Origin of the sequence: Paraburkholderia phenazinium (assembly GCF_900141745.1) — a bacterium.
Taxonomy (GTDB): Bacteria; Pseudomonadota; Gammaproteobacteria; order Burkholderiales; family Burkholderiaceae; genus Paraburkholderia; species Paraburkholderia phenazinium_B.
In genome coordinates this window covers 1,086,348-1,112,206 of record NZ_FSRM01000002.1, presented here as the reverse complement: position 1 = coordinate 1,112,206, position 25,859 = coordinate 1,086,348, and the positions used below count along the sequence as shown (strand labels likewise).

The following is a 25,859-nucleotide window of genomic DNA, read 5'->3' as shown; positions in this document are numbered from 1 at the left end:
CTTTTGCCTTTTCACTTCGTGCTTTGGCAAAACTAGACCAGCAGTTTGACCAGCAAGGAGCCGATCAGTCCAGCCGTGCCGACGATGACGAGCGTCTGGATGATGGTCAGCGATTTACGCGAGCGGGACAACGAGGAGTTTGAGGAAGAAGTCACGAATATTTCTGGTTTCAATTCAAGGAACGGCATACGCCGCGCGGCGCCCGGCGAGAGCTGGACGTTTTGCGAAGGCGTGATTGTACGTCCTGGTTCGGGATAGCCGGTTTTTTACGGGCGGCGGCGGATTGCCGCCCCCTTGCGGTTCAGTTCTTGACCGGGAAGTACCAGAGATTGCGGTCGCTATAGCCGAACTGCCTGATGATCGTTCCCAGCGTGCCGTCTGCGCGGATTTCATCGAGCGCACGCGAGACCGCATTGTTCAGATCCACATCGTTCTTGCGCAGCGTGTAACGAGCGTAGCCATATTCCTTGGGACGCGGCTGGTAGTCGTGCACCATCTCCATCGCGACGGTGGGATGCGCCTCAAGGAACTGTGAGATCTTGATGCCATCTTCCATCGCCACGTCGATGCGTCCCGCCATCAGGTCAGCGAATTCCGCCTCGTTGCTCGCATACAGTTTCATTTCCTTCAGATCGGTACGCGGGCTGAGCAGTTCGTGGTTGATGCCGCCGCGCAGCGTGCCCACAGTATGGCCTGCGAAGTCGGCCCAATTGTGGATCTTCAGGGGATTGCCACGCGCGACTGCGATGCCCGAGCCGTACCAGTAGGCCGGACTCGTGAACGCCACGACGCGCAAACGCGCTTCCGTCTCATGCAGGTTATCGACGATCACATCGCCCCGCCCGGACAGCAAGGTGGGAATCAGCGCGTCGAAGGGCACGATATCCCAGTTCACCTTGGTGATCCCGAGGCGTTTAGTGATTTCGCGGAAGATGCGCACGTCCGCACCGTCGAAGCTATTGGTCTTGTTGTCCTGGAACGTCGACGGGGGGTCGGCTGCAATAACCAGGGTAATGCCATTCTCGACGGCACGCCGGTAAGAGCCGTCGCCGCCATCGAAACGCGCGCTGCTGGTCGCGGCTTCATCGGCGGCCCAGACTGTGGAGACAGACAGCAAGCCTGTCACGATAGATGCAAGCATCAGCGTCGCCACTCTCATGGAAAACTCCTGAATCGTTGGTCTTAAGTTTGGAGTGCTACAGGCTGGCTGTTCCGACAAGCTGCCGGTTCCGTTCCCACAACGAACGCAGAAAATCCCGGGTGCGTGCTTGCTGAGGCGCCGCAAAGAACGCCGCGGGGTGCCCCTCTTCAACGATCCGTCCATCGGCCATGAAGACGATCCGGTCGGCTACCTCACGCGCGAACCCCATTTCATGAGTGACGACGACCATCGTCATGCCTTCGTCGGCAAGCGTGCGCATCACGCGCAAGACCTCGCCCACCAGTTCGGGATCGAGAGCGGACGTGACTTCATCGAACAACATGACTTCAGGCTGCATGGCGAGCGCACGCGCAATCGCCACGCGTTGCTGCTGGCCACCGCTCAACTCGTGCGGATAGTCGTTCGCTTTCGCCCGCAGGCCGACCTTGTCCAGCAACGCATAGGCGGCTTGCGTTGCATCGGATAACGAACGACCCAGTACATGAACGGGCGCAACCGTAATATTTTCGATCACGCTCAGATGCGAGAACAGATTGAACGATTGAAACACCATGCCGACCTTGGCCCGAATCGCTTCAATCTCCCTGTCGCTATCGGCATGAGGGCGGCCGTTCCTGAGGCCTTGGTAAACGGGTGCTTCATCGAAATAGATCGTGCCGCTGTCGACGGTTTCCAGATGGTTGATGCAGCGGAGCATCGTCGACTTGCCCGACCCCGACGGTCCGACGACACACAGCACCTCACCCTTCGCGACGCTAAGCGATACGTCCTTCAGCGCATGGTGGTCGCCGAAGCGCTTGTTCACACCGTCAAGACGGATCATGGCGTACCCACCGTGGCATCAGGAGCGCCATGATCTATGGGCTTCGCCTTGTTACCGACATTCATGCGCCGTTCGAGCCAGCGCACCGCCAGCGCGCTGGGGTAAGAGAACGCCAGATAAATCGCGCCAATGATGGTGAACACCGTGGCGTACTGGAAATTCGTCGACGAAATGATTTGCCCCGTAAAGATCAATTCCTTGACGGTGACAATCGATACCAGCGAGGTGTCCTTGAACAGCGAAATGCCGTAGTTGCCGAGCGGCGGAATCACCACGCGGATGGCCTGAGGTAGCACGATCAGACGCAGCATCTTGCGGCGCGACATGCCGAGCGCTTTGGCGGCTTCGATCTGGCCACGCGGAACCGCAGCGATGCCGGCGCGATACACCTCGGCCAGATAAGCCGAATAGTTGATCGACAGCCCGATGACTCCGGCCACGAACGGATCGAAGCGAATACCGAACGACGGCAGAACGAAGTAGATATAGAAAAGTTGCAGCAGCGCGGGCGTTCCGCGAATCACTTCGATATAGATCGAAGCACACCACCGCAGCAGCCGCGAGCGGCCAAGTTTGGCGAGTGCGATCAGCAGTCCGAGTGGCAAGCTGATCAACGTGATGCAAACAGTCAGCGCCAGACTGGTGGCGGCGCCTTTTAGCAACGCGGGCAGGTAGTCGCTCACGCCGTGCAAGTCGAACAGGGCAAGAAATTCTGTCAGCATGAGGTTCCTTCGTGCCGAAGCCTGACGCGCGCAACCCTCCCACCCTGATTGCGGTGTCGCGCTCCGGGCAATACGCTCGATGTCGTGGCCTGGTTATTTACACCGCGTAGACTTCCGGATCCACCTCGGCACCCAGCATCTTGCTTACGCGGTCTGCATGCCTGCGGATCGTCCGACCCAACTCATGCAGGTCCTCATCGCTCAAACCGCTTTTCAGCGTGGTCACGCTGATCGCGGCGACACCCTCGCCTTCGCGATTGGTAATGGCCGCGCCGATGCACACCACACCAATGTTGTCCTCTTCGTTATCGAAGGCATAGCCGCGCTCGGCGACCAGCATCAGGTCGCTCATCAGTTCGGCGGGTGTCACGAGGGTGTATTCGGTGCGGCGCGGCATGCCGGTTTGCGCCAGCAGTTTGACCACCCTTGCCGGCGGCAGCAGGGCCATCAGCGATTTGCCAAGCGCCGAGCAATGCGGCAATTCGCGCTGCCCAAGCGCCGACGCGATCCGCAGAATGCCAGGCGCGTCGACGCGGTTGATCGCGACCGCGTAGCCCTGATCGAGGATCGCGAGGCGTGACGTCAGTCCAGTCAGTTCGGTGAGCTCACGCAGCACCGGCATGGCCAGTTGCGACACGCCGATATCTTCCGCCGCGCGATCGCCGAGATAGACGAGCGAAAGCCCCAACCGGTAGCGGCGCGAGCCCCCGAGGCGGACGTCGGTCACGAAATTGCGCATCAGGAGCGTCTGCAGCAGCGCGAACGCCGTGCTCTTCGACACCCCGATCTGTTCGGCGACCCCAGCGACTGTCATACCTTCGCTGGCAGCCTTCCCCAAGGCCTCCAGGACATCGAGCGCGCGGTTGACACTGCGTAGCGCGTATCGGTCCTCAGCAGTTTGAACTGCATCTGTCATTTTCTGTTTTGATTCCGTTGATGAAGCTACCCGGTAGCATCCCACATCTCATATTGACAGTCACTAAATCGGAAATTAAGATGAACTTATCGCCGAACGTGGTTCGGTAGTGCCGAACGATTAATCGGTCAGCATCTGGCGCTCCGGATTCGCGGCTCGCCTCGCCACAAAAATAGCGACAGGAGGCCGAATTCGAGAGGCGCCGCGTTCCGGGGATTTTTTGCGCGGCGTCACACAGCTCGGCGGCAAGGACCATGGGAATAGTCTCTGAAGAAGGCTTGTGCATCGACGGGCAGTCGAAAATGTCAGGCGCACACTCCGCGAAACTCGTCCACAGCGAACTCGCGCATATCAAACTCGTGCTTGGGCGCTTGTCGGCGTCCGACCTCGACCAGTCCGGGTTGCCGCGCGCTTACTGGCGCAAGCGCCTGCGCAGCGTCATGGAGAATCATCAATTGTCGCCGGCACAATTCGGCGAAATCGACCGCATTCTTGCCGGCCTGTCGGACTAGGCCATCTACATCTGCGGCAAGTCACCCCGGATTGATCGTACGATCCGCGCGCCATTATCGGGTATCCACGAAGACTGCAACGCCACGCTGGCATTGTTACGTCCATTTGCTGACATGCTAATGACATGGCGAAATTCGGCCTCAAGCCGCGGTCCGGTTTGGTCTGCGCAATATAAAAAGTAAAATCGGCTGCATTCCAATGATTATCAGGAGCACATCAATGACTGGGCGCGTAAATGGGCCGGTTGCGGCTACGACTTACCGTGGCGACGCGATCGAAAACACGCATGTTGCACATCTGGCAGTGGTCGATGCGCAGGGCGGTCTGCTCTACGGATTTGGCGACCCTTCGCGCATGACGCTGGCACGTTCCGCAGCCAAGCCCGCGCAGGCGTTGGCGGTGCTCGAAACCGGCGCGCTCGAACGCTTCGGCTTCGAGGAGGCCGACCTCGCGCTGATGTGCGGCTCGCACAATAGCGAGGACCGGCATATTGAACGCGCACGGCAGATGATTGCGAAAGCCAATGCGAGCGAAGCCGACCTGCGCTGCGGCGGCCATGCGCCTATATCCGACGCCGTTTACCGGTCGTGGATCAAGCGCGATTTCACGCCGGGTGCGGTATGCAGCAACTGCTCCGGCAAGCACGCCGGCATGCTCGCGGGCGCGCAGGCGATCGGCGCGGACGTGCAGGACTATCACAAGGCCGATCATCCGCTGCAGCTTCGCGTGAAGCACACCGTCGCCGACGTCTGCGATCTGCCCGACGAGGCGGTCCAGTGGGCTGTCGACGGCTGCAATCTGCCCACGCCCGCTTTCCCGCTCGAGCGTCTCGCACGGCTTTACGCAAAGCTCGCCGACGCGGCGGCTCAATCGTCTGAAGCATCTGCGCGCAGCGCGGCGCTTGCGCGCATCTACCGCGCGATGACCCGGTACCCGGAAATGGTCGCGGGCGAAGGACGTTTTTGTACCGCGCTCATGCGCAGCTTCGATGGGGCGCTGGTCGGCAAGCTCGGCGCCGAGGCAAGCTACGCCATCGGCGTGCGGCCGAACGAGCAGACGGCGCGGCTTGGCGCCAAGGGCGCATTGGGAATCGCCGTCAAAGTCGAAGACGGGAATACGACTGTGCTTTACGCCGTGGTGGCACAGTTGCTGACGCAACTCGACATCGGCACAGCTGCGCAGCGCGCCCAGCTCGAATCGTTCCGTGCGCCGCCCATGCGCAATACGATGGGCGTGGAAACCGGGCGTCTCGCGCTGTCGGTCGCGCTCGAACCGGTTAGCGCGAAGCAATAAGGGCTGAACGGCCAGCCGTGCCGTCCCAATGAACCCTACCCACGCGAGGGATCACCCTGCCCTAATTGAGCTTCAGAATGGCCGACAGAGCCGATATTTCGCAGCGCGTGCCGTCAGGGCACGGTGTTACGCTCGATTGAAATCTATCGCCGGTCGAGCGCGAGCCGCATAGGGGGATGGGTCCACGTCGCAACACGCCCCTTGGGGCAGTGGATCCAGACACGGATTGCAGCGAGACCGCACCAGGAGGCTCCGCGATGAAAATCACCCTACCCATCATGGGCCTGACGCTGCTCACGCTGAGCGGTGCCGCCTCGGCGTGGCAGCCGGTGGTTTATCCGATTCGCAGCCAGAGCCCCTGGCAGCAGAACGCCGACGCCGCCACGTGCTACGGCATGGCCAGCCGTCAAACCAACGTCAACATCACGCGGCAAGCGCAATCTGCAATGCCGCCCAAGCTCGCGTCCGGCGCCCCCGGAATAGGCGGAGGCGGCGTGGTATCGCAACCGCCGCTGCCTGCTAGCGGAACATCCCTCGCGTCGGCCAGTGCGACAACCACAGGCGCTTCACCGGCTACCGGCATGCCCGCCACTGCGATGCCGGCCAGCGGCGCGCCGGCCACCACGGCGCAGGCGAGCGAACCGATGCCGAAAACCGACAAGAACGGCGTCCCGCAATTAGGCGGTGCCAGCGACCCGCAAACCGCGGCGGAGGTTAAGCCGCCGCCAATGCCACCGCCCGAGCCGCCAATGACGCGCTACTGGCGCGCCTACGCCGGCTGTATGCAGGGAAAGGGCTACGCCGTGCAATGAAATCGGTGCCGAGCCGGGCGTGACGATACGCGGCGGTGATTGTCGGCCAGTGGCCCTCAGCGCAGTAGCGGCATGCTTATTCGCTGCTGGTCCATTCCACGTTTGCGCCTACCGAGCGCAGGTTTTCCACGAAGTGCGGATGCGCGCGCCGAATCGGCAACGCGTTCATGATTTCCGAGCGCCCCTCGATACTCGCCGCGACCATCAACAGTGCGATGGCGACACGAATGATGTACGGACTTTCGACCCTGGCCGGCGTCAACGGCAGGCCACCAAACGTGATGAGGCGGTGCGGGTCGGACAGGAACACGTGTGCGCCGAACTTGGAAAGCTCGACGGACCAGCCCATTGCGCCGTCATAGACCTTGTTCCAGAACATCGCACTGCCTTCGGCCTTGACGCCGAGCGCGATGAAAATGGGCAGCAGATCCACGGGCAGATAAGGCCAGGGCGCCGCTTCGACCTTGGTGAGAATGTTCTGTGTGAACGGCCGACGCACCCGCAACGGACCCTCACGGAATGCACGCGACCAGCCGTCACGATGGACCACGTCCACGCCGAACTTGGCGAACGTCCGGTCGATCAGCGGAAACTGCTCGGGCGCGGTATTCCTGACTACGATGTCGCCGCCGGTGATCGCGCCCAGTGCAAGAAACGTGGCAATTTCGTGGAAATCCTCGCTGAAGCGGAATTCGCCGCCGCCCAGTTTGCCGCCGCCCGAAACGCTCAGGCGCGATGTGCCGATGCCGTCAATCTCGACGCCCAGCATTGCGAGGAAACGGCAAAACTCCTGCACGTGCGGCTCGGACGCGGCATTCACGAGCGTCGACGTGCCGCTTGCCGACGCAGCGCACAGCACGAAGTTCTCGGTGGTGGTGACCGACGCGTAATCCAGCCAGTGGTGATTCGCGCTCATCTGCGAGTCGGCACGCACGATCAGCGACTCGGCCGTGCGCGTCACCCGCGCGCCGAAGCGCTCGAACACCTCGACGTGCGGATCGATCTCGCGCACGCCGAGCGTACAACCCTTCACGTCGTTCTCGAGACGCGCCACGCCGAAACGGGCCAGCAAGGGCGGCACGAGCATGATCGACGAACGCATCTCCTCCGGCAGCTTGTGCGTAACAGGATCGAACGTGGTGGCGTGATGATGCAGCTCGAGAATGCCGGTCTGGAAATCCATCGACACTTCGCTGCCGAGCGTGCGGAAAATCTCGAGGATCTTCTTGACGTCGGTAATCTCGGGGACGCCGATCAGACGCAAGGGCTGATTGGTCAGCAGCGTGGCGCAGAGGATCGGCAGGACGGCATTTTTGTTGGCGGATGGCTCGATCTCGCCGCGGAGCGGGAGACCGCCATGAACGATCAGGTTCGACATGTTCGGCGCAGGCGTATGGAAGGGGACGTGAGGTCGATATCATGCCACCGCGCGAGCGCGCACGCTTGACCGGAAAACGTGATTTTCTGCAAAGGCCGGTTTGGCCTTGTCAGCTTTACAGGCGCGCCTCGATCCGCTCAATCAGGCTCCCAGTCCAGCGGCGCAGCGCGCTATTCGAGGCCGCTAGCGCCGTCGAATATCCGATCACCTCATACACCTTGCTGCGCTGGATCTTGGAGACCTTCGCCGGATCGAGCCACGCCTCGTTTTGAACCAGCAGGAGCAACGTCTCCAGACCGATCAGCACCGGCCACAGACACGCCAGGCGCAAGCGAATGGACAGGCGCGGGATCGCCAGCGTGTAGTCGACGGCCTCGCGGAAGTGTGCCAACGACATCCGCACGAGTTCGAATAGCAACGGTTGCGCGCGGACCGAATTGCCGGGCTCCAGCAGGTCCTGCGGCGCGAGGCCGAAGCGATCCAGCATTTCGGTGGGAAGGTAGCAGCGGCCGATCCGCAGATCCTTGCCGCAATCGCGCAGCACGTTGGTCATCTGCAGCGCTTTGCCAAACCGGACTCCGCGTGCGAGCATCGTTTCGGGCTCGGCTTTAAGCGTCCCCGGCAGGTGCGCGTATGTCATCCGGGTCCAGAACTCGCCCACGCAGCCCGCGACCAGATAGGTGTAACGATCCAGCTCCGAGACATGCTCAAGCGCGACAATCTGGCCGGAACGCTCGTCCGGGAACGTGCGCAGGTCGAACTCCATGCCTTCCGTTAGCGTCGAGACAATCTCGCGTACGGCCGCGCGATCCGACTCGTTCAACTGCGACAGAATGGCGAGCGCCGGTCCGAGCGATTCGAGCAACACCTTCTCATCCGATTGCGTCTGCTGGCCCGCCACTTCGACGGACATCCGCTGCAAAAACGTGCCTTCGTCAGCCGCGCCGTTGACCTGAGCACGCAGCGACAGCAGCAGCTCCAGACGTTGCTCCGGCGGAATCAGCGAGGTGTCCGCGATCGTATCGGCGGCGCGCGCGAGCAGATACGCGAGGCCGATTGGGTCGCGCATTCCAGCAGGCAAGATACGCAGCGTGAGGTAAAAGGAGCGAGAAACGCCCTTTAGCAGCGGACCCAGGAGATAGGTCCGGGTAGGATTCAGCATGAATGGATCAGGTCGGTTTGGGACAATTTGGGCGCTGCCGAATTGTATCCTGCAAAACGCGACCGACCCGTCGGCGCCGCCGCGCAGGCCTGCTGGCCTCGCGGCGGGCGCCGGTTTCTTACGCGATCGGCTTGCCGGTCTTGGCGGCTGCCTTTTCCATATGGCCGCCGAAATCGTGCCGCATTGCCGACAGCACACGGTTAGCAAAATCCGCCTCGCCGCGCGAACTGAAGCGGGCGAACAGGGCCGCGCTCAGCACGGGCACCGGCACGCCTTCGTCGATCGCCGCGTTAACGGTCCAACGCCCCTCGCCCGAGTCCGACACGCGCCCAGAGTACTGTTCAAGGCCTGCGTCGCCGACCAGCGATGCAGCGGTCAGATCGAGCAACCATGAGCCGATCACGCTGCCGCGGCGCCAGACCTCCGTGATTTCCGGCAAATTCAGGTCGTACTGATAGAACTCCGGGCCGTGCAGCGGCGAAGTTTCCGCATCGATTTCCGCAGTCTTTTTGCCGGCGTTTGCGTTGTGGAGGATGTTCAAGCCCTCCGCGTAAGCCGCCATGATCCCGTATTCGATGCCGTTGTGAACCATCTTGACGAAGTGGCCGGCGCCTTGCGGCCCACAATGCAGATAGCCCTGATCCGCCGTACCCGCGTCCTTGGGACGTCCCGGTGTCGGGACGGCCGCGCCCGGTCCCGGCGCCAGCGTCGAGAAAATCGGCGCGAGATGTTCGACGATCGGCGTCTCGCCACCGATCATCAGGCAATAGCCGCGTTCGCGGCCGAACACGCCGCCGCTCGTTCCGACGTCCACATAGTGAAGCTTCTTGCTACCGAGTTCATTGCCGCGGCGAATGTCGTCGTGATAGAACGAGTTGCCGCCGTCGATCACGATGTCGCCCGGCTCGAGCAAGGGCGTCAGTTTCGCCAGCGTCGAATCGACCACCGCGGCCGGCACCATCAACCAGACGGCGCGTGGCTTCGCCAGTTGCTTGACCAGATCTTCGAGGGACGAGGCTCCCTCGATGCCGCTGCCACTCTGCTTGAGTTTCTCCACCGCCGCCGGCGCTACGTCGTAGACCACGCAGGTCTGACCACCGGCGGTCAGACGCCGCACCATGTCGGCGCCCATGCGCCCCAATCCAATCATGCCTAGCTGCATCTCTCACTCCTTACGTTGCGATACCGCGCTGGCTGCTGCCGCGGTCGTTCAAGCAGTTGTGAAGCAGAACCGCCGCTGTATGCGCTGCGTTACGAGGCAACGAAGCTCACATGCGAAAACGGGGATTCTGCGCGGTCGTACCGTAGTACGTTAGTCGTCACTTGCCGCTTTTGCAGGGAATCTTTTTCCGAACGATTCCCGGCAGAAGTCTGGCGCGCCGCAGTTCTTGCCGGGGATGCCTATGCGCCAAGAAGACGCAATGCGCCGGATTGCGGGTCAGCGCAACAGTGAGACAGGGGGAGGACGGAAGGCGTTCAATGCTGCGGCGAGCGTGCTGAAGAATGATGCGGCTCGCCGCCGCCGAAAGTTGGACTAGCTTAAGCCTTCTGCGGCCATAGCGTGCGGCCAAAGAAAGTCAGAGCGCGGTCCCAGGCCAGTTGAGCCCAGACCGGATCGTACTGGGTCTCCGCGATACGGCCGGGTCCGACCGCCGTCTCGTTGGCAAACGCGTGGTGGGCCTGGTAGTGGTACGACTCGAGATCCACTTTCGCGTTGCGCAGCTTGGCTTCGACCGCCTCGACCGCATCGGGCGGGAAAAACGCGTCTTGCGTAGCCCAGTGCGCTTGCACCGGCACCTTGATGTTGTCAGCCTGGATGTAGTCGAGCGGCGGGCAGCCGTACCACACCACCCCGGCGGACAATTCGGGAATCTGGCCGAGCGCCAGCAGCGTCAGCGCGCCGCCCATGCAAAAGCCGGTGACGGCCACACGGTCCGCGTGTTGCTTCAGGTATTCAACGGCGCCGCGAATATCCTGGGAAGCGGCGTCGCCGAAGTCGAGGCCGCTCATCAAATGGTGCGCTTCTTCCTTCTCGACCGTCATCTTGCCGCGGTAGAGATCGGGAACGAGCGCCAGATAGCCGGCTTGCGCAAGGCGGTCGGCCACGCCGCGAATCTGGTCGTTCAAGCCCCACCATTCCTGAATCACAACAATGGCGGGAGCACCTACGGGGTTCTGCGGCTTGGCGAGATAACCTTCAACATCCTTTCCATCGGGACGGCGGAAGGTAATCATGGATCCTGGTGAATGTGTCATCGAGCGGTCCTCGGTTGGGCGAAACGCATAGCATAGCGTTTGTCGTGCGGGGACGCTGGCGGGCGGTGCAGGTTGCGAATGTCACAATTCACGTCGCTTCACCCGCGCCAGTGTAATAGCCCGCTCCGGGCAAGCCGTCACGCACAACCCGCAGGAACGGCATGCATCCGCATTCGGCGTATAAGCGACCTTCAGACCGTGCACCCGCAGCTTGAATTTATTCAACATACCTAACTGATTGTAATCTTCAGCGTCGATCTTACGAATCTCGAACACGTTCTCAGGGCAAACCACCGCGCAATCGCCCTTCCCTTCGCAACGCCTGAAGTCGACCACCGGCGCAATCACGCCCGGTGCCTGCTTGCAGGCGGCAGCTGTCGATGTCTTGCTCACGATGGGTTGTCCTCCTGCGACTGCGCCCTGCGGTCCCGGGGCGAGAAGCCCTTGAGAAAATTCTCGCGTTCCTCCGGCGTCATGCGCTCCCAGCGGCGCCAATGTCCGCGTCCACCGCCGTGCCAGCCGCCACGGCCGCGGAACCCGCCGAACAGGATGCGGCTCAGCACCAGCAAACCTATCGCGTGCAGAAAATCAATCGAACGGCCGCCGACGAATATCGCTGGGATCACCCAATTCCATAGCGACATCACGATCCATCCAAGCACCGCGATCGCCACCAGGGCCAGCAGTGCTTTGCCGAAGCATCTCACTTTGAATCTCATCACCTGCTCCTTTAAATTTCCAGTTCGTCATACACGGCTTGCAGGCTGGCACGCAGATGCAGCACCGCATAACGCTTGCGTGCGAGCAGCGTGTTCACGCTGACGCCGCTCTCGCCAGCCAGTTCCTTGAAGCTGCGCCCTTCGAGCTCGTGCGCGACAAAAACGTCGCGCTGATTGGCCGGCAGTTCGTCGAGCGCGGCTTGTAGCGCATCGAGCAGCACCGACCGCGCATAGGCCGCCTCCGGGCCGGCATCCTGTGACGGCAGCGCAAGGTCGAGCCGGTATTCGCTTTCGTCATCCGGCTCTGCGGTGGCTTCGACCAACGGCAGTTCCCGCCTCTTGCGAAACACGTCGATGATGCGGTTGCGCGCCACGCGGAACAGCCAGGCGCTGGCCTGTTCGATCGGCGCGGGCAGCCGGTAGGCCTGCACGAACTCATGAAAGACGTCCTGCAAGATGTCTTCCGCGTCGCTCGGATCACGCACCCGGCGCCGGATGAAATGCCCAAGCCGCGTACGCTCACGCAAAATGGTTGCAGTGAGGTCGTTGTCTCGTTCGAGCATCGGGTCCGGGGGCGGCGGCGTTTCCATACGTCTGTAGACGACTTGGGAGCGGGAATATTGTGGCGGGCAGAAAATAATGTGTTTTTTGGCGCGAGCCGGGGTTTATAGGTCCCGCAAGCCTATGTGCTGGCCCGCTCAGGCGGCTGAGCGGTTAGCCGGTCACCGGCCGTTGGTAGAGGTCTGCGCCGACTGGCAGCACTCGCGACGATCCGACTTGATCAGCGACAGCAGACGCACGTCGTGAAACGCGTCTTTCCAGTAGCCCCATTGCCGCATTACGCCTTCTTCGACAAACCCCAGGCTTGCCAGCAGCCCCGCTGACGCGTGATTGTCCAGGTCCGTTGTCGCCTGGACGCGGTTCATCGCGAGCTGATCGTAGGCGTAGGTGATTGCGGCATCGAGCGCTTCGCGCATCAAGCCCTGACGCCAGTACCGGCGCTCCAGTTCGAAGCCGAGACTTGCCGATCGGAACGCGAAGTTGAGCCGGAATCCGCAGGTCCCGATGACGCATCCGTCGTTCGTGGACACGATCGCCCAGCGGATGCCCGTTTGTTCAGCCGTGTCCTGCATGAGCCTCGCCACCACGTGCTCGGCCTGTTCGAAGCGGGTCAGCGGCGCCACGTCGTAGAAGCGCATCACTTCCGGATCGGACCAGATTTCAAAGATGCGCTGCGCGTCGGAAACGTCGAGCGGACGGAGCTGGAGGCGCGCCGTCGCAGGGAGGTGCAGATTGGGGAAGGGTGCGGTCATCCGCACAGGATATCAACCTGTTCCTCTTCAGTGTGACCACTCTGGAAACGGATCGGCGAACTTGCACTTGCGCGCGGTGTCGCCCCATTCGTCGAGGAAAACACGGAATCTTCGAGTCTTCAGTCGGCACACTCCACGCAAGCTTTGCGCGGGGGAGCGCCGTGCCATATCGCCTAACGCGCACGCAGAAGCTTCGAGGGGAGTGTCAATTAGACGGGAGATGAGAAAGCCATGCAGCTGGACGCTGCACGCTATTTACTTGCATACAGGTAGCGATTGACTTCGGTGAGCAGCGCCGACTGATACTGTTCCGGCAAACGGCTATCGTCGGCCAGCGACAACAGGAATTCGACCCTGTCACGGAATGACTTGTCGACTTCGTTACGCATCGTTTGGGGCAGGTGACTCAGCAACGCCGCCAGCAATTCGCCGATCACCGCAATCCGTGCGCCTTGCTGGATCACCGCGTTGCCGTTGGTTTTGGACAAGGTGGCAAGCAGATCAATCAACTCGTCGTCGCCTTGCTGCCCCTGCGTGGGCTCGACCAGCCCGTTATCTCCGGGCGAAGCTGGATCGATCTCTCGTCTGTCTTGCATGCTGCTGATTCCCCATCAAGATGAAACTGTTTCTATAAAACATACGTTCACCGGCAAAATCGATTCAACTGTTACATAATCGAATCAATGATTTCGGTATTTTTTACCGTATATCCCAATTGCCTATCGGGAAGGCTGCAATGCAAAATGGCCCTACCCGGTCGATCCCATATGCCAAGCCCTCTGGCAGGCCCTGACTCCACGATCATGTTTACGACGAACCAGTACAACTCTTAAGCCAATAATATGCAATATGGCGAATTTTACGAGTTAAATTGGGAAATCTTCATATAAGCGGAAATATGATTCGGGATATCCTTACTGCAAATCAGGAAATGCCTACTTCGATTTAACAATATGCGTATTTGATATTCTGCCGGTCATGTGAGCCTTCCAACGTGGAGTGGAACGTTCACCGACACCGTGGTGCCCGCACCCGGCGCGCTGTCGATCCGCAATGAAGCCCCAATCAGACGGGCACGTTCGCTCATGCTCAAAAGTCCATACGAATAGCCGTTGCGCGCCGTCTCCGGCTCGAATCCGCAGCCGTCATCGTTGACGTGCAGATCGAAGCCACGTTCGGTGCGCGTGAGCGTGACATGGACGTGCGAAGCCCGGGCATGGCGGCCCACGTTAGTGAGCGATTCCTGAACGACGCGAAACACTGCGGTTGCATGCGCTTCGGGAAGCACCGGCTCGCTGCCGTTCATACGAAACAGACACGGTATCGTGTTGCGCCGCGCGAAATCTTCGGCAAGCCATTCGAGTGCCGAGGCAAGACCGAAATTGAGTGCGGCAGGGCGCAAATGATTGGCGACGTTGCGCACCATCCAGATCGTCCGGTCGACGAGCACGTGCATGTCGGCCACTTTCTCGAGCAGATCCGGTGCGCTCAAACGCATCTTCAGCAACGACACGTCCATCTTTAGCGCCGTCAGCAGTTGCCCCAACTCGTCGTGTATTTCCAGGGCAATGCGTTTTCTCTCGTCTTCGCGCGTCGCTTCCATGTACGCGCCGAACTCACGTAATTTCTCGCGCGACTCGAGCAGTTCCTGTTGATTCGCCCTGGTACGCACGCGCTCATCCGTCTGTGCGCTCAGATCATCCTTTGCCCGAGCGAGTTGTGTAGCGAGTTGAGCTACGCGCGCCTCGAGTTCATCGCGGATCAGATGCGAGCAATAGAGGTGCGTGCTCAATGCGTTGAGGGCCAACACGACACGGTCGAGTTCGTCGAGCGTCGTGGTGCGGCGGCGTGCAAGCGCGAGCGGGCTCGGGCGTGGCGCTTCGCGATAGTCTCCGCTGCGGGCCGCTAGCGCAATTACGCGCAGATGCCGCACGATAAGTCGATCCGCCGCGCAGGCCACCAGCAACGCCACCGAAAAGATGCCGGCACCCTGGATCGCGAAGAGTTTCGCCGCCGCGCGCGCGAACTCGACGCCAGTGCGGTGATCACGATACAACTGTGGCGCAGTCGAACTCATGGTCGCGATGCAGCCAAACGCGAAGGCGACGACATACAGCCGCAGCGCAACGCTGCGACGCAAGCGCTCGACCAGTCGGTACTGTGGGATATCCACGAGCCGTTTCATGCCCGGCCCTTCACGGCCAGTGGAGGTGGCCCGATTGAATTCTGTTGCTTGACCATTCTTCGCGAGAAACACCGGGATATGGCGGAGGTGCCGGCTTAGGGCGCATTGCTACCCTTGAGTACCGGCTCCACGAAACGCACACCCCGTGCCGCGCGCTACGCGCGAACCCGCTTATTTAGCAGCGAGTCCGTGTCTGACCGTATAAAGAATCAATTCCGCATTGTTGGCGAGACCGAGCTTTTGCATGAGCCGCATCTTGTGCGTGCTGATGGTTTTCGCGCTCAGCGCGAGGGTCTCGGCAATCTCGTTGATGCTTGTGCCTGCGGCCAGCATCTGCAGCACCTGAAATTCGCGGTCGGACAGAACTTCATGCGGCGGCGCGTCGCCCGAGTGCGTCTCGAAGATGATCGCGTCGACCAGCTTCGGGTCGATAAATCGACCGCCCGCAGCCAGCTTGCGAATCGCGGCAAGCAGCACATCGGGGTCGCTGTCTTTCGTCACATAGCCCGTCGCACCGGCACGCAGAGCACGCGATACGACCTGCGCCTCGTTGTGGATGCTCAGCACCAGCACCGGCAACGCAGGCTGCTCGACGCGCACCCGCCGGATCAGATCAACGCCGCTGATGCCTGGCATCGTCATGTCCAGCAGCAGCAGGTCTACTTCGCAGATGCGCAGCTTGTCGACCACTTCAGAGCCTTGCGCCGCTTCTCCGGTCACGACGATATCGTCGGTGGTAGCGATAATCTGTTTCAATCCCCCGCGCACAATCGCGTGGTCATCCGCAATCAATATTTTTATCATCAATTTGATCCGCCAGCCGGCGGAATATGTCCGGTCAGCTTGACCTTAACCCGAGATTGCGTGCACGAGTTCCCTGTTAGCCATTGGCAGGCTGCGATCCGGCAATGGTGCGTCCTGCAGAATTTCGTCTGTCCAGTCTGCCAGTTCGAACAGCGCCTGCTCAGTCTCGGCGTCGATCGTTTCAAGGTGCGTCCTGCGCAGTTCCGATAGCGTCTTGTGGAGACGCCGGACTGTCGCAGGCCGGCTATCCATGAGCGGCCAGCAGTGCAGCAGATAAGTCAGCGCGGTCGTGCTTCGACGCTGGCACCAGATATCAAACAGGCGCAGGCAAATCGCGTTGATATGCTCAAGCGCATTTTCACGTTCGGACAGGCGAGAAATCATGATCGCCACCACTGATTGGTTTTCGATAACTGATACTAGGCGGTGGGCCCGACCGGCGCAGTCAGGAAGCGTGGAAATTGCGCGACGGGGACGCTGAACCGGAGGTAAGGAAATCCTTAGGAGGAAAATCCCTACAAGAATTCCAGCAACGCCTGACGCGAAAAGCCCTTTAGCTTCGATCATTTGAAACCGTATACCCGTAGAGACTTGCTGGATCAGCAGACGCCTTGATGTCGAATGAAACGCTGCGGAATTCGAAGTGATTTCTTACAGGAAATGAAGTGAACAAGTTCGTCCACACCATCAGGTTCAAGATCATCGTGTCGCTTGGCGCATGCGTCGCCGTGAATATCGCGGTCGGCTTGTCCGGCGCAAACGGACTGGCCAGATTGAACTCGAACATGAGTGATACCTTCTCCACCGCCGTGCTCCCGATCGCCCAGCTTTCGGATGTGCGCGCCGCGGAGCTGGATATCCGCGCCAAGCTTCGGCGCATGCAGGTGGCCAGGTCGCCTGAAAATGTAGCGAAAAACGCCACGAGCGTCGAGGCCGATCTGGCCATTATCGACAAGCAGTGGTCCTCATACTATCCGGCAGGCGTATCCGGCGACAAGGAACGTGCGGTTGCAGACCAGATCGCGAGTGGCCTGAAGGACTTGCAGGCGCAGACCAACGAAGCCCTTTCGGATTTCAAGGCAGGCAACTTCGATGCCGCCGGCGACGTGATCAACCGGAGCGCCGACGCGGCCGATGCGGTCGCCGGCCTGCTCAGGGATGACTCGCAGATCAACGTAGAGGAAGCGAAGCAGTACTCCGAGGACGGCGAGTCGTTGTATAGAACATTGCTGTCGATCGCCATCGTCCTGGTGGGTATTGGTCTCGTCGTTGCAATTGGCGTCTCGGTCTATCTGTTGCGCGTGATCTTGCGACCTCTCCGAAAAGCGATCGACGCAGCAAACCACATCGCCGACGGGCAATTGGACAACCGCATCGAGAGCGACTCACGCGGCGAATTCGGTGAGCTTCTCGACGCGCTCGGCAAAATGGACCGGAATCTTAGCAATACCGTACGCGGAATCAAGACGTCCACCGAATCGGTCAGCGTGGCGGCGCGAGAAATAGCGAGCGGCAACACCGATCTTTCTTCGCGCACGGAAGAACAGGCGGCGTCGCTCGAAGAAACGGCGGCGAGCATGACGCAGTTGACCGAAACGGTAAAGCAGAACGCGGACAATGCACGCCAGGCGAACACCTTGGCAACCCGGGCCACGGACATGGCCGATACCGGCAACGACTCTGTGCAGACAATGGTCGGCACCATCGGCCAGATCAGCAGCAGTTCGACCAAGATCTCCGAGATTACCGGAGTCATTGAAGGCATTGCTTTCCAGACCAACATCCTGGCGTTGAACGCAGCCGTCGAGGCTGCACGCGCCGGCGAACAGGGCCGGGGCTTTGCCGTAGTCGCCAGCGAAGTGCGTAGTCTGGCTCAACGCTCGGCTGCAGCAGCGAAGGAAATCAAGGAACTGATCAGTTCATCCGTCACGATGATTCAGGACGGCGCGAAGCAGGCGACCGAAGTCAGCACGACCATGGGACAGGTCAAGCAGGCGATCAAGCAGGTTTCAGACATTGTCGGCGAGATCACGGCCGCATCCGAAGAGCAAAGCCGTGGTATCGAACAGGTGAACCAGGCTGTAGGCCAGATGGACGAAGTCACTCAGCAGAATGCAGCGCTCGTCGAACAGGCGGCAGCGGCGGCCCAGTCGCTCGAAGAGCAGGCTAACAGGCTGAAGGATGCGGTCTCGGCATTCAAGCTCACCGACACCGGGACATCCGCGCCGATCAGGACGATTCCGCAAACCAGGGCTCGCCCGGCGCCTTCACGCGTTGTCACCAGGCATCGGGCAACGCCCGCAAGATTGGCAGATGATCGCCCCGCTACTGCAGACAAACACCCGGACACGGCAGGCGCCGCCATGGCGGATGCGGACTGGGCGACCTTCTAAACCGTTCTCTCAGGTTCTGGTATAGCCCTCGTAAAGCGCCAGAACCTTTAGCGGCGTCGTGCGTTGCACGACGCCGCTTTTTTAACATCTGTGGGGTGCCGGACGGCAGGTCCATGCGGGACCAGACACGTCCTTGTCACCGCGCGGGCGGCTGCGGGTTGTTCGCCGGATTGGTATCGAACTTCACCACGCTCTCTATCCCGCCAAGGCCGACAAGGGCGTCGAGTTCCGCCTGCAAAGGATCGGCGCGCTCCTTGCTGTAGACCTCTTCTCCATCTACGTAGAGCGTAAAGGATCGCAGATAGCGGGCCTTTTTCTCAGGCTTCTCGATAGTCTCTTTGGTCCAATGATAGAGCGGATAATTTTCGACGCCGCGTTTTTCGGCCTCACTAACGTAGTCGGCAAACGCATCGAACTGACACTTCAACGACGCGTTGTGTTTGCGCAGAACATCGCCAAGCAGTGCGTATGATTGGCTCGCGGGATCGCCGCGCAGGCTCGCCGCAAGCTCTGGGGAAACAGCGATTCTTAGTTGGAACTGCCAGGTATTTTCCATGGCCGGCATTTCAAAGATCGCTCTGCGCGAAGTTCAATTCCACCCCGTTGCCCGCTGGATCCTTAAAGAACAACTGCCGCTGCCCGGTTAACGGCACATCGTCTTGCCGATATGGGATCTTCAGTTCAGTCAGATGTGCTTCGAACCCGCGCAGGTCGCGGCAGGTGAATGCGACGTGGTCGAACGTGTTGGTCACGTTGGGAGGACGTACTTCGTCCGCGTCGGCTTCGGAAAGGTGCAGCACGGCCTCGTCGCCGATATAAAGCCAGTATCCAAAGTTCTGAAACGGCGGTCGGGTGCCGGGTTGCAACCCCACCACCTCGATATAAAAATTGCGCAGGGTATCGAGTACCGCGCGGCTGGCCCGAAGGTTGTAGTGACTGAAGCCTAGAACGGACATGCTGTCTCCTCCCTGGCGAGCCGGTCGCAACCTGCACTGGCTTTGCGCCATCCAAAACGGTAGATCGGAGACGAAACTCTATCACTGAGCGGCATGCGACGCGATCAGGCGCCAGACCATCCGCTCGAGCGAGCGACCGGTCTGGGAACAACTCAACTCAAACTCAGGCTTGCGGAGCGGCGCTGTCCGCATCCGTGTCGGACGCCTGTTGCTCGCTGCCCTCGCCTTCTTTCTTCTCAGCGAGCGACTCCAGCGCGCCAGCGCCTTTGAAGCCGGCGACTGCTGCGATGCCTTTTGTCAGCAGACCCGCATCCGGATCGACTTTTTCAGCTGCTTCTACTGCCACGACTGCGCCTGCAATCTCACCTACCGTATCCAGAATACCCATGGCAATCACCGTATATGTTGAAGGTCGATATGAATTCGCTGATGGCAGTTCGCCGGACGCCATCCGCAACGACGATAGCATCTCAGAATGGGCAAAGCTGTAAAACATTGTCAACTTCCGGCGCTTCAGACGCGGCATTGCCGGATCATCGCAAACCGCTAATCGCGTAGCATGCACGCCATCAAATTGAGCAGACCACGCAGTCGCATCGAGATTACATTTTCCATTCGATGTGACACGCCGCGCTACTCAAGTTCGGTCTTGAACAACGCATTCAGCAGGTTCGACGCGGGCCGCTCGGCAAGCCGCGTGAGCGACTCGATCATCTCGACCTGGCAGTCCTGCAGCGGAATCATTCTGATGCGGCGCGATTCGTTGAATTCCGCGGACGCGATCACGCCCACGCCCATGCCCTGCGCGATCGCTTCCTCTAGCGCCTCTCGGCCGTCCACGTACATCACCGGTTCGACCTGCAACGACTGTCGCACCAGTTCGATCTCAAGCAACTGCTGCGTCACCGATTGCGCTTCCCGGAAGATCACAGGCTCCTTGACGAACTCAGCGTAGGTCAGCTTGCGCTTCTTCGCGATTGGACTTGTGGCGGGCACCATCGCGACCAGTGGATCGCGCCGCAATACGCGCGATTCGAGCCGGCTGTGGACCTGCGGCGCGGCGGTAATGGCCGCGTCCACCGCGCTCGATAGCACGCGCTGCATGCACTCGGCTGCGTTCGCGATCGACAGCGTCACCACAATGCCGGGGTACTGCTTGCGAAACGCGCCGATCAGTTTGACCGCGAGGTCAGGCGCGTCCGCCACGAGCGACAGCGTGCCGGAAGCCAGTCCGCCCGCGGAATCGAGCAATTGACGAGCGTCGCGCTCGCAACTCAGCATTTGCCGCGTCACACTGAAGAGGCGCCGTCCAAGCTCGGTCGGCTCGACGCCACGAGGCCCGCGATCGAACAGCTTGACCCCAAAATCCTGCTCGAGCCGCCGCACGTGATCGGAAATGGCCGGCTGCGTCAGCGACAACGCCTGCGCGGCCTTCGAAAACCCGCCGTGCTCCGCGACCGCGTGAAACGCCCGCAATTGAGCGTATTGCATCTGCGCCTCGTCCTCGACTATAAGTTTCGGTGATACACACATCGATTATATCGATTTTACCGATGAACCCAGATTCTGTACTCTGCCAAGCACTGAGATCCTCATCGGACGTCAAGCATGGACACCCCAGTCGACCATTCCGTTACTTCGTGCGCCGCCCCCGCCAAAGGGGAGCCGTATCTGTTGACGCCGGGGCCGCTTACCACGGCGCTCTCGACCAAGGAAGCGATGTTGCGCGACTGGGGATCGTGGGACGGCGATTTCCGCGCGATGACCGCGCTGCTTCGCCGCCGCCTCCTCGAAATCGCCGGCGACACCGCCGGTGACTACGATTGCGTGCCGCTGCAGGGCAGCGGGAGCTACTGCGTCGAAGCCATGCTCGGCAGCCTGGTCCCGCGTGACGGACATGCGCTGGTGCTGGCGAACGGCGCCTACGGCAAGCGCATCGCCACCACGCTTGGCTATCTGGGCCGCCGTTGCACCGTGCTCGACAAGGGTGACTATCTGCCGCCGCGCGGCAGCGAAATCGAGCGCATGCTCGACGCCGAACCAGGCATCACACACGTTGTCGCCGTGCACTGCGAGACCAGCTCGGGGATTCTCAACCCGCTCGAAGAAATCGCTGCGTCCACAGCAAAGAAAGGCCGCAAGCTGCTGATCGACTCCATGAGCGCGTTCGGCGCAGTGCCGCTCGATGTGCGGCATCTGCAGTGCGAAGCGTTCGTTTCGTCGGCAAACAAGTGCATCGAAGGCGTACCGGGCTTCGGCTTCGTGATCGCGCGCAAGAGCGCGTTGCAGGAGGCGAAGGGCCGCAGCCATTCGCTGAGCCTCGACGTGTACGACCAATGGGACGTGATGAACCGCACTGGACAGTGGCGCTTCACACCGCCCACGCACACCGTCGCGGCATTTATCGAGGCGCTCAGGCTGCACGCCATCGAAGGCGGTCAGCCTGGCCGGCTGGCACGCTACGCCAACAACCGCGATGTGCTGGTCACCGGCATGCAGGAACTCGGCTTCGAACCGCTGCTCGACGCGCACTGGCGCTCGCCGATCATCGTGACGTTCTTTGCACCCGCGGATCCGGCGTTCCGGTTTGAGCAGTTCTACGAGTTGATGAAGCAGCAAGGTTTCATCATCTACCCGGGCAAGCTGACCGTGGTGGACAGCTTCCGCGTGGGATGCATCGGTCAGGTGGATGCGGATGTCATGCGACGCGTCGTCGTAGCGAGCGCTCAGGCGTTGCGCACGATGGGCGTGGAGCACGCCGCGCCCCCGGCCGCCGCGCTCAAAGAACGCCACCTGCTCGCCGAACAGGTTTGAAATCGACGGCCCAGACTCTTCTCAGGATGCGACATCAATGAAACACGTAAAAGCAGTGATCTTCGATTGGGCCGGAACCGTGGTCGACTATGGTTCGCTGGCGCCGATGGGTGCGTTTGTCGAGACATTCGAACAGTTCGGCGTGTCGATCACCATCGACGAGGCGCGCGGGCCGATGGGTATGGCCAAGCGTCCGCATATCGCCGCGCTGATGGCCCTGCCGAGGGTGTCGCAGGCGTGGGCCGACAAATACGGCCGCGCGCCGACCGAGCGGGATATCGACGCCGTCTACGACGTCTTCGTGCCGAAGAACATCGCGGTAGCCGCAAGCTATAGCCAGGTGATCCCGGGCGTCGCGGAAGTCACGACGGCGCTGCGTTCTGAGGATATCCGCATCGGTACGACGACGGGCTACACGCGCGAGATCATGGCTGAGATCACGCCGGGCGCTGCTGCGCAGGGGTTTTCACCCGATAGCCTCGTTTGCACCGGCGATACGCCGGAGGGACGTCCTTCGCCGTACATGATCTACAAGACGTTGCCGCAACTCGGCGTATGGCTCGCGAAGAATGCGATCAAGGTCGACGATACCGAAGTAGGCATCGAAGAAGGCATCAACGGCGGAACGTGGGCGGTAGGCGTGGCCGTGAGCGGCAATGCGTTCGGGATGGCCGAAGCCGATGTGAAGGCGCTGGCGCCTCAGGAATTTGCCCAACGCCGCGCCGCGGCAACCCAACGCTTGAGCAATGCAGGCGCACACTATGTGGTCGACAGCGTCGCCGATCTGATGCCGGTGGTGTACGACATCGAGGCAAGGCTGGCGCGCGGGGAACGGCCTTAAGAGTTCGTGAGGACGCCTGAGGTCCATTAGGCACTCCGCATCAGTAACAAAGCCCGCCTGGATAACCCAGGCGGGCTTTGTCGTTTCGATGTCCGCTATCTGCGAACCGCAGCTTAGAACTTGTGACGGATACCGATCATGCCCATAGCCTGTTTGTTGGTGGACGCGTCGTTACCGAAGTCGCCCATCGACGCCACCGCTGCGACCACGTCGCCCGACGATGCGCTGATCGTATTGCCCGATGCCTTCTGATAACCGGCCAGCGCGTAGATGTCCGTGTGCTTCGACAGGAAGTAGTCGGCGCCGAAGCTGAACTGGTTATACGACACTGTCACGTTGTTGCCGCTGCCCTTCGTGTAGTCGTAGCCCACACCGAGAACCATCGCCGGTGTCAGCTGATAGTTCACGAACGCCTGGCCCGTGTTGAACTTCGTGTTGTTCTGGTCACCGAAAGAAGTCGTGTAGTTGTTGTACTGCACGTTGCTATACGAAACGCCGAACGTGAAATTCCGGAACACGTAATCGCCCGCGGCGCGGATGATCTGCATCGAGTTCGCCGAGACGAACCCACCAGAGATCGCTTCTGAATCTACCGCAAAGCTGGCTGCATCCGGGTTCAGGCCGTCGAACGATGCTGCTGTGCCGTGATCGCTATTGGCGTGGAAGTAACCTGCGGCGAAACCGAACGGACCGTGGTTGTACGCGAGAGCCGCCGCGTAGGTCTGGCCACTCGCGGTGCTGCCAGGCACACCACCGAACGCGTACATCGCCGAACCCTGCAGACCTGCGTAGTTCGGCGTGGTGTACTTGATCGAGTTGTTGGTGCGATAACTATTGTCGTAGTTGTCGATGTCGCCCGGCGTGGCGAAGGTCGGACCGAAGGTGTCGTCGTTCGTCAGCGGCTGGATCAGGTCGATCAGCGGATCGTACTGACGGCCGAGCGAGATCGTGCCGGTGTTGTCGCCCGTCAAACCGACCATCGCGGTACGGCCGAAGATGCGCGAACCCTGGCCGAGACGGCCATTGTCGATGTTGAAGCCGCTTTCCAGCTTGAAGATGGCCGACAAACCGCCGCCCAGATCTTCCGTGCCTTTCAAGCCCCACAGGTTAGGCGAAATATTGCCTGCCGCCATCTCGAAGGTCCCACCCGAATGGTTGGTGCCCTGCTGGTTGCCGAAGTACGCAATACTCGTATCGAGCGCGCCGTACAAGGTGACGCTGCTTTGCGCATGGGCGATCGACGTCATGGCTGCGAGAGACGCGACTGCAAGAATTGTTTTTTTCATGAAAATTTATCCAATTAAAGATATTGGTCTCGATTTACTATCCTGCGAGGCGATTCGCAAACCGAAGGCTATTGCGCTCAAAGCCTGTACTTTCAACTCGACATTAATGTCCGGATAACAACTGGTTGATTTTTACAGACCTGATCGACTACCGCGGCGCAAATATATCTGATGGTTTCATGATAAAAAACAGACCCATATTGAAATTCTATCTTTCAGCAACCTGAAAGGATTGGGAACCCTACGCAGAAGGGACCTCCGGTTTTTTTTCATCTCCTGCGCAGCGATTTATTTGGCAGGTGTTGGATGATTGCCACATGTGAATACTTCGTCTGGAACCGAATCTCGCGCCGCGAAATCTCGTTCAGCAATCCGTCATTTTGATCACGTATTTAATACGTCACATGCACTCTGAAAACTCGAAAGACGTTATCAGATACGCGCTTTAGTTTTACCGATCTATCGCGCAGAAAAAGTCGCTCTACGCACCGACGCGTGGCGTCCACAGTCGGTTGGCGATAAAAAATGGCGACGCTAGAATCGGTCGACGGGGAGTCTGGCAGGCCAGCCAGTTCACACGTTGTCGAGGAGCTAACGTGGAAGTCAAGTGGATCGAGGATTTCATCGCGCTCGCGCAGCACCAGAGCTTTTCGCGCGCGGCGGAAGTGCGCAATGTCACCCAATCCGGGCTCAGCCGGCGCATTCAGGCGCTGGAACAGTGGATCGGCGCTGAACTGATCGACCGCAGCACCTATCCGCCCACGCTCACGCCCGCTGGCGCGTTGTTCCGCGAAGCCGCTGAGGACATCCTGGGCAAGCTGTTCGACACGCGGGCGATCATCCGCAGCGAGCAGCGCATGCCCGGGACCGGATTGCAGATCGCCGCCGGCCACGCCATCTCCGTTGGCTTTGTGCCGGACTGGCTGCGCTCGCTGCAAAGCCGCTTTAGCGGACTGCGTGTAAGGATTGTCCCGACCAACGTCCACGATTCGATTCTGATGCTGGTGAACGGTAACTGCGAGCTGATGCTTGCTTACGAGCACCCTGACCTGCCCCTGCATCTCGACGCCACGCGCTATCCTCACCTCACCGTCGGGCACGACGTCTTCCTGCCAGTCTGCGCGCCCAGCCAGCGCTCGACGCCGTCGTTCCGTCTTCCAGGGACGCCGGGCCGTCCGTTACCGTTGATTGGCTATAGCGCGACCACCTACTTTGCCCGTTGCCTGCACCTGCTGCTGCACAGGGCGACCAAAAATCCAGCACTGACTCCGCACTTCGAATCAGATATGGCGGATGTGCTCAAGAAACTCGCGCTTAACGGCGAAGGCATCGCCTGGCTACCGCGTAGCCTGATCGAAACAGAGCTGAATAGCGGCACGCTCGTGACCGCCGGCGACCGTACGTGGCAACTCGACCTGCAACTGCGCCTCTACCGCGATCGCAACAACGAGATGCCTCTCGTGAAGGACATCTGGGAATACCTGGAGTCCCGCATCGAGGCTTGAGGCACG

General features: G+C 60.5%; 28 protein-coding genes and 1 pseudogene. 7 read left to right on the top strand and 22 right to left on the bottom strand.

Annotation, left to right across the window (positions count from 1 at the left end; genetic code table 11):
• Positions 1-32: 32 nt before the first annotated feature.
• From BUS06_RS38585 to BUS06_RS25090, 5 genes are all read right to left on the bottom strand, one after another.
• Positions 33-155, bottom strand: a complete 123-nt coding sequence (locus BUS06_RS38585; protein ID WP_302050863.1) for a hypothetical protein — start codon at positions 153-155, stop codon at positions 33-35.
• A gap of 146 nt (positions 156-301) precedes the next feature.
• The gene (locus BUS06_RS25105; RefSeq protein WP_074267111.1) at positions 302-1,159 is read right to left on the bottom strand and encodes a substrate-binding periplasmic protein; all 858 of its coding nucleotides are present in this window, start codon (positions 1,157-1,159) and stop codon (positions 302-304) included.
• 37 nt (positions 1,160-1,196) lie between these two features.
• Positions 1,197-1,985 carry an amino acid ABC transporter ATP-binding protein gene (locus BUS06_RS25100; RefSeq protein ID WP_074267110.1) on the bottom strand — a complete coding sequence of 263 codons (789 nt, stop codon included), beginning with the start codon at positions 1,983-1,985 and terminating at the stop codon, positions 1,197-1,199.
• Complete coding sequence (ehuD, locus tag BUS06_RS25095) at positions 1,982-2,707, bottom strand: ectoine/hydroxyectoine ABC transporter permease subunit EhuD (RefSeq protein ID WP_074267109.1); 726 nt, start codon at positions 2,705-2,707, stop codon at positions 1,982-1,984. Before ehuD ends, BUS06_RS25100 begins: the two co-directional genes overlap by 4 nt.
• Before the next feature lie 97 nt (positions 2,708-2,804).
• Positions 2,805-3,623, bottom strand: coding sequence for an IclR family transcriptional regulator (locus BUS06_RS25090; RefSeq protein ID WP_074267108.1), 819 nt, complete (start codon positions 3,621-3,623; stop codon positions 2,805-2,807).
• 254 nt (positions 3,624-3,877) lie between these two features.
• On the opposite strand from BUS06_RS25090, the gene BUS06_RS25085 reads away from it, so the two are divergent.
• The 3 genes from BUS06_RS25085 to BUS06_RS25075 all read left to right on the top strand — a co-directional run bounded on the left by BUS06_RS25085 (position 3,878) and on the right by BUS06_RS25075 (position 6,241).
• Positions 3,878-4,135, top strand: coding sequence for a hypothetical protein (locus tag BUS06_RS25085; RefSeq protein ID WP_143787652.1), 258 nt, complete (start codon positions 3,878-3,880; stop codon positions 4,133-4,135).
• Positions 4,136-4,355: 220 nt separating this feature from the next.
• Complete coding sequence (locus BUS06_RS25080) at positions 4,356-5,429, top strand: asparaginase (RefSeq protein WP_074267106.1); 1,074 nt, start codon at positions 4,356-4,358, stop codon at positions 5,427-5,429.
• Between the two features lie 257 nt (positions 5,430-5,686).
• Positions 5,687-6,241 (top strand): hypothetical protein, encoded by a 555-nt coding sequence (locus BUS06_RS25075; RefSeq protein WP_074267105.1) that lies wholly within the window; start codon positions 5,687-5,689, stop codon positions 6,239-6,241.
• 76 nt (positions 6,242-6,317) lie between these two features.
• On the opposite strand, the gene BUS06_RS25070 is transcribed toward BUS06_RS25075, so the two are convergent.
• The 12 genes and pseudogenes from BUS06_RS25070 to BUS06_RS38710 form a co-directional block, all read right to left on the bottom strand.
• Entirely contained in the window at positions 6,318-7,619 is a 1,302-nt protein-coding gene (locus tag BUS06_RS25070; RefSeq protein WP_074267104.1) for a UDP-N-acetylglucosamine 1-carboxyvinyltransferase, read from the bottom strand.
• Between the two features lie 115 nt (positions 7,620-7,734).
• Positions 7,735-8,781, bottom strand: coding sequence for a phytoene/squalene synthase family protein (locus tag BUS06_RS25065; protein WP_074267103.1), 1,047 nt, complete (start codon positions 8,779-8,781; stop codon positions 7,735-7,737).
• Positions 8,782-8,899: 118 nt separating this feature from the next.
• The gene (gnd, locus tag BUS06_RS25060; protein WP_074267102.1) at positions 8,900-9,943 is read right to left on the bottom strand and encodes a phosphogluconate dehydrogenase (NAD(+)-dependent, decarboxylating); all 1,044 of its coding nucleotides are present in this window, start codon (positions 9,941-9,943) and stop codon (positions 8,900-8,902) included.
• A gap of 377 nt (positions 9,944-10,320) precedes the next feature.
• Entirely contained in the window at positions 10,321-11,037 is a 717-nt protein-coding gene (locus BUS06_RS25055) for a dienelactone hydrolase family protein (protein ID WP_074267101.1), read from the bottom strand.
• 81 nt (positions 11,038-11,118) lie between these two features.
• On the bottom strand, positions 11,119-11,430 hold the full coding sequence (locus BUS06_RS25050) for a 4Fe-4S dicluster domain-containing protein (protein ID WP_074267100.1): 312 nt from the start codon (positions 11,428-11,430) through the stop codon (positions 11,119-11,121).
• Entirely contained in the window at positions 11,427-11,756 is a 330-nt protein-coding gene (locus tag BUS06_RS25045) for a hypothetical protein (RefSeq protein ID WP_074267099.1), read from the bottom strand. Before BUS06_RS25045 ends, BUS06_RS25050 begins: the two co-directional genes overlap by 4 nt.
• A gap of 11 nt (positions 11,757-11,767) precedes the next feature.
• Positions 11,768-12,346: an RNA polymerase sigma factor gene (locus tag BUS06_RS25040; RefSeq protein ID WP_074267098.1), complete on the bottom strand. Its 579-nt coding sequence runs from the start codon at positions 12,344-12,346 to the stop codon at positions 11,768-11,770.
• A 132-nt stretch (positions 12,347-12,478) separates the two neighbouring features.
• Positions 12,479-13,069 carry a GNAT family N-acetyltransferase gene (locus tag BUS06_RS25035; RefSeq protein ID WP_074267097.1) on the bottom strand — a complete coding sequence of 197 codons (591 nt, stop codon included), beginning with the start codon at positions 13,067-13,069 and terminating at the stop codon, positions 12,479-12,481.
• 251 nt (positions 13,070-13,320) lie between these two features.
• Positions 13,321-13,665, bottom strand: a complete 345-nt coding sequence (locus BUS06_RS25030) for a hypothetical protein (RefSeq protein WP_074267096.1) — start codon at positions 13,663-13,665, stop codon at positions 13,321-13,323.
• Between the two features lie 380 nt (positions 13,666-14,045).
• Positions 14,046-14,723: pseudogene (locus BUS06_RS38345) on the bottom strand (sensor histidine kinase); the annotation flags it as partial.
• Positions 14,724-15,425: 702 nt separating this feature from the next.
• On the bottom strand, positions 15,426-16,058 hold the full coding sequence (locus BUS06_RS25020; protein WP_074267095.1) for a response regulator: 633 nt from the start codon (positions 16,056-16,058) through the stop codon (positions 15,426-15,428).
• A gap of 45 nt (positions 16,059-16,103) precedes the next feature.
• Positions 16,104-16,625, bottom strand: a complete 522-nt coding sequence (locus tag BUS06_RS38710; RefSeq protein WP_367946969.1) for a hypothetical protein — start codon at positions 16,623-16,625, stop codon at positions 16,104-16,106.
• A 98-nt stretch (positions 16,626-16,723) separates the two neighbouring features.
• Here BUS06_RS38710 and BUS06_RS25010 point away from each other — a divergent pair, with 98 nt between their 5' ends.
• Positions 16,724-18,451, top strand: coding sequence for a methyl-accepting chemotaxis protein (locus BUS06_RS25010; protein WP_074267094.1), 1,728 nt, complete (start codon positions 16,724-16,726; stop codon positions 18,449-18,451).
• A gap of 136 nt (positions 18,452-18,587) precedes the next feature.
• Here BUS06_RS25010 and BUS06_RS25005 read toward each other — a convergent pair whose 3' ends face one another.
• The 4 genes from BUS06_RS25005 to BUS06_RS24990 all read right to left on the bottom strand — a co-directional run bounded on the left by BUS06_RS25005 (position 18,588) and on the right by BUS06_RS24990 (position 20,898).
• A complete protein-coding gene (locus BUS06_RS25005) occupies positions 18,588-19,007 on the bottom strand; it encodes a hypothetical protein (RefSeq protein WP_074269278.1) in 420 nt (139 codons plus the stop codon).
• A 10-nt stretch (positions 19,008-19,017) separates the two neighbouring features.
• Complete coding sequence (locus tag BUS06_RS25000) at positions 19,018-19,407, bottom strand: VOC family protein (protein ID WP_074267093.1); 390 nt, start codon at positions 19,405-19,407, stop codon at positions 19,018-19,020.
• Positions 19,408-19,570: 163 nt separating this feature from the next.
• Positions 19,571-19,795, bottom strand: a complete 225-nt coding sequence (locus BUS06_RS24995) for a hypothetical protein (RefSeq protein WP_074269277.1) — start codon at positions 19,793-19,795, stop codon at positions 19,571-19,573.
• 245 nt (positions 19,796-20,040) lie between these two features.
• Positions 20,041-20,898, bottom strand: a complete 858-nt coding sequence (locus tag BUS06_RS24990) for a LysR substrate-binding domain-containing protein (RefSeq protein ID WP_074267092.1) — start codon at positions 20,896-20,898, stop codon at positions 20,041-20,043.
• 117 nt (positions 20,899-21,015) lie between these two features.
• Between BUS06_RS24990 and BUS06_RS24985 the strand changes: the two genes are divergently transcribed.
• Together BUS06_RS24985 and phnX are read left to right on the top strand one after the other, a co-directional pair.
• Positions 21,016-22,221, top strand: a complete 1,206-nt coding sequence (locus BUS06_RS24985) for a 2-aminoethylphosphonate--pyruvate transaminase (protein WP_074267091.1) — start codon at positions 21,016-21,018, stop codon at positions 22,219-22,221.
• Between the two features lie 37 nt (positions 22,222-22,258).
• A complete protein-coding gene (gene phnX / locus BUS06_RS24980) occupies positions 22,259-23,062 on the top strand; it encodes a phosphonoacetaldehyde hydrolase (RefSeq protein ID WP_074267090.1) in 804 nt (267 codons plus the stop codon).
• A 113-nt stretch (positions 23,063-23,175) separates the two neighbouring features.
• Here phnX and BUS06_RS24975 read toward each other — a convergent pair whose 3' ends face one another.
• Positions 23,176-24,348: a porin gene (locus BUS06_RS24975; RefSeq protein ID WP_074267089.1), complete on the bottom strand. Its 1,173-nt coding sequence runs from the start codon at positions 24,346-24,348 to the stop codon at positions 23,176-23,178.
• A gap of 596 nt (positions 24,349-24,944) precedes the next feature.
• Here BUS06_RS24975 and BUS06_RS24970 point away from each other — a divergent pair.
• A complete protein-coding gene (locus BUS06_RS24970; RefSeq protein ID WP_074267088.1) occupies positions 24,945-25,853 on the top strand; it encodes a LysR substrate-binding domain-containing protein in 909 nt (302 codons plus the stop codon).
• Positions 25,854-25,859: the final 6 nt, after the last annotated feature.

Excerpts from the sequence above, each read along its gene's own strand:
- BUS06_RS25045 (WP_074267099.1), bottom strand. The coding sequence starts at position 11,756 with ATGAGATTCAAAGTGAGATGCTTCGGCAAAGCACTGCTGGCCCTGGTG.
- BUS06_RS25065 (WP_074267103.1), bottom strand. The coding sequence starts at position 8,781 with ATGCTGAATCCTACCCGGACCTATCTCCTGGGTCCGCTGCTAAAGGGC.
- BUS06_RS25030 (WP_074267096.1), bottom strand. The coding sequence starts at position 13,665 with ATGCAAGACAGACGAGAGATCGATCCAGCTTCGCCCGGAGATAACGGG.
- BUS06_RS25075 (WP_074267105.1), top strand. The coding sequence starts at position 5,687 with ATGAAAATCACCCTACCCATCATGGGCCTGACGCTGCTCACGCTGAGC.
- BUS06_RS24990 (WP_074267092.1), bottom strand. The coding sequence starts at position 20,898 with ATGCAATACGCTCAATTGCGGGCGTTTCACGCGGTCGCGGAGCACGGC.
- ehuD (WP_074267109.1), bottom strand. The coding sequence starts at position 2,707 with ATGCTGACAGAATTTCTTGCCCTGTTCGACTTGCACGGCGTGAGCGAC.
- BUS06_RS25080 (WP_074267106.1), top strand. The coding sequence starts at position 4,356 with ATGACTGGGCGCGTAAATGGGCCGGTTGCGGCTACGACTTACCGTGGC.
- BUS06_RS25100 (WP_074267110.1), bottom strand. The coding sequence starts at position 1,985 with ATGATCCGTCTTGACGGTGTGAACAAGCGCTTCGGCGACCACCATGCG.
- BUS06_RS25000 (WP_074267093.1), bottom strand. The coding sequence starts at position 19,407 with ATGTCCGTTCTAGGCTTCAGTCACTACAACCTTCGGGCCAGCCGCGCG.
- BUS06_RS25035 (WP_074267097.1), bottom strand. The coding sequence starts at position 13,069 with ATGACCGCACCCTTCCCCAATCTGCACCTCCCTGCGACGGCGCGCCTC.
- BUS06_RS25020 (WP_074267095.1), bottom strand. The coding sequence starts at position 16,058 with ATGATAAAAATATTGATTGCGGATGACCACGCGATTGTGCGCGGGGGA.
- gnd (WP_074267102.1), bottom strand. The coding sequence starts at position 9,943 with ATGCAGCTAGGCATGATTGGATTGGGGCGCATGGGCGCCGACATGGTG.
- BUS06_RS25105 (WP_074267111.1), bottom strand. The coding sequence starts at position 1,159 with ATGAGAGTGGCGACGCTGATGCTTGCATCTATCGTGACAGGCTTGCTG.
- BUS06_RS25070 (WP_074267104.1), bottom strand. The coding sequence starts at position 7,619 with ATGTCGAACCTGATCGTTCATGGCGGTCTCCCGCTCCGCGGCGAGATC.
- phnX (WP_074267090.1), top strand. The coding sequence starts at position 22,259 with ATGAAACACGTAAAAGCAGTGATCTTCGATTGGGCCGGAACCGTGGTC.
- BUS06_RS24985 (WP_074267091.1), top strand. The coding sequence starts at position 21,016 with ATGGACACCCCAGTCGACCATTCCGTTACTTCGTGCGCCGCCCCCGCC.
- BUS06_RS24975 (WP_074267089.1), bottom strand. The coding sequence starts at position 24,348 with ATGAAAAAAACAATTCTTGCAGTCGCGTCTCTCGCAGCCATGACGTCG.
- BUS06_RS38710 (WP_367946969.1), bottom strand. The coding sequence starts at position 16,625 with ATGATCGAAGCTAAAGGGCTTTTCGCGTCAGGCGTTGCTGGAATTCTT.
- BUS06_RS25085 (WP_143787652.1), top strand. The coding sequence starts at position 3,878 with ATGGGAATAGTCTCTGAAGAAGGCTTGTGCATCGACGGGCAGTCGAAA.
- BUS06_RS24995 (WP_074269277.1), bottom strand. The coding sequence starts at position 19,795 with ATGGGTATTCTGGATACGGTAGGTGAGATTGCAGGCGCAGTCGTGGCA.
- BUS06_RS25040 (WP_074267098.1), bottom strand. The coding sequence starts at position 12,346 with ATGGAAACGCCGCCGCCCCCGGACCCGATGCTCGAACGAGACAACGAC.
- BUS06_RS25055 (WP_074267101.1), bottom strand. The coding sequence starts at position 11,037 with ATGACACATTCACCAGGATCCATGATTACCTTCCGCCGTCCCGATGGA.
- BUS06_RS25090 (WP_074267108.1), bottom strand. The coding sequence starts at position 3,623 with ATGACAGATGCAGTTCAAACTGCTGAGGACCGATACGCGCTACGCAGT.
- BUS06_RS25005 (WP_074269278.1), bottom strand. The coding sequence starts at position 19,007 with ATGGAAAATACCTGGCAGTTCCAACTAAGAATCGCTGTTTCCCCAGAG.